Raw genomic sequence first — 748 nt, 5'->3', positions numbered from 1 at the left:
TCTCAAACTTACATTCAAGTGTTTGTGGAGTCCGATAAAACCCCTTGGGTGTTGTATGGTTAAGCCTCACGGGCAATTAGTACAGGTTAGCTCAACGCCTCACAGCGCTTACACACCCTGCCTATCTACGTCGTAGTCTCCAACAACCCTTTAGGATACTTAAAGTATCAGGGATGACTCATCTTGAGGCTCGCTTCCCGCTTAGATGCTTTCAGCGGTTATCGATTCCGAACTTAGCTACCGGGCAATGCGTCTGGCGACACAACCCGAACACCAGAGGTTCGTCCACTCCGGTCCTCTCGTACTAGGAGCAGCCCCTCTCAATCATCCAACGCCCACGGCAGATAGGGACCGAACTGTCTCACGACGTTCTAAACCCAGCTCGCGTACCACTTTAAATGGCGAACAGCCATACCCTTGGGACCGACTTCAGCCCCAGGATGTGATGAGCCGACATCGAGGTGCCAAACACCGCCGTCGATATGAACTCTTGGGCGGTATCAGCCTGTTATCCCCGGAGTACCTTTTATCCGTTGAGCGATGGCCCTTCCATACAGAACCACCGGATCACTATGACCTGCTTTCGCACCTGCTCGAACCGTCATTCTCGCAGTTAAGCGGGCTTATGCCATTGCACTAACCTCACGATGTCCGACCGTGATTAGCCCACCTTCGTGCTCCTCCGTTACTCTTTGGGAGGAGACCGCCCCAGTCAAACTACCCACCAGGCACTGTCCTCACCCCAGAT

At 53.5% G+C, this 748-nt stretch carries 1 rRNA gene; it reads right to left on the bottom strand.

Going from position 1 to position 748, the window contains the following annotated elements:
• Positions 1-55 precede the first annotated feature (55 nt).
• A 23S ribosomal RNA gene (locus tag CTN07_RS22575) occupies positions 56-748 on the bottom strand; the annotation flags it as partial.

The sequence above is a fragment of the Photobacterium damselae genome (assembly GCF_003026815.1).
GTDB classification, from domain to species: Bacteria; Pseudomonadota; Gammaproteobacteria; order Enterobacterales; family Vibrionaceae; genus Photobacterium; species Photobacterium damselae.
Note: the sequence above shows the minus strand (reverse complement) of the source record. Positions and strands in the feature narration are given on the sequence as shown.